The organism is Psychrobacter sp. FME13, assembly GCF_014861395.1.
Lineage (GTDB): Bacteria > Pseudomonadota > Gammaproteobacteria > Pseudomonadales > Moraxellaceae > Psychrobacter.
Map to the genome: position 1 here is coordinate 1 of NZ_RRYV01000409.1, position 344 is coordinate 344.

Annotated in this window: 1 protein-coding gene; it reads left to right on the top strand. The window is 40.4% G+C overall.

Going from position 1 to position 344, the window contains the following annotated elements; all coding sequences use genetic code 11:
- The coding region (locus EI164_RS16810) for a transposase family protein (protein ID WP_318779576.1) at nt 1–344 on the top strand (344 nt) is incomplete at both ends.

The following is a 344-nucleotide window of genomic DNA, read 5'->3' on the forward strand; positions in this document are numbered from 1 at the left end:
GATGTGCAAACCTGTAAAGGGTCAATCCACGATTTTAAGCTGTATAAAGATACTTGTCCTGATTGGTTGCCTGAGAATACTAACTATCTAGCAGACAGTGGTTATCAAGGGTTAGCAAAGCTACATAACCAAACCTTCACACCATTTAAGAAACCTCGTGGTGGTCAGTTATTGGAGATATGCAAACAGGCCAATCACTATCTGGCAAGGTTCCGTATTGTGGTTGAGCACAAAATAGGCTTAATCAAGTTGTTTAAAATCGTGGCTCATAAATATCGCAACCGTCGTCAGCGCTATGATCTTAGAATGAAGCTGTTTGCTGGTATCATTAATTCCGAGCTTAA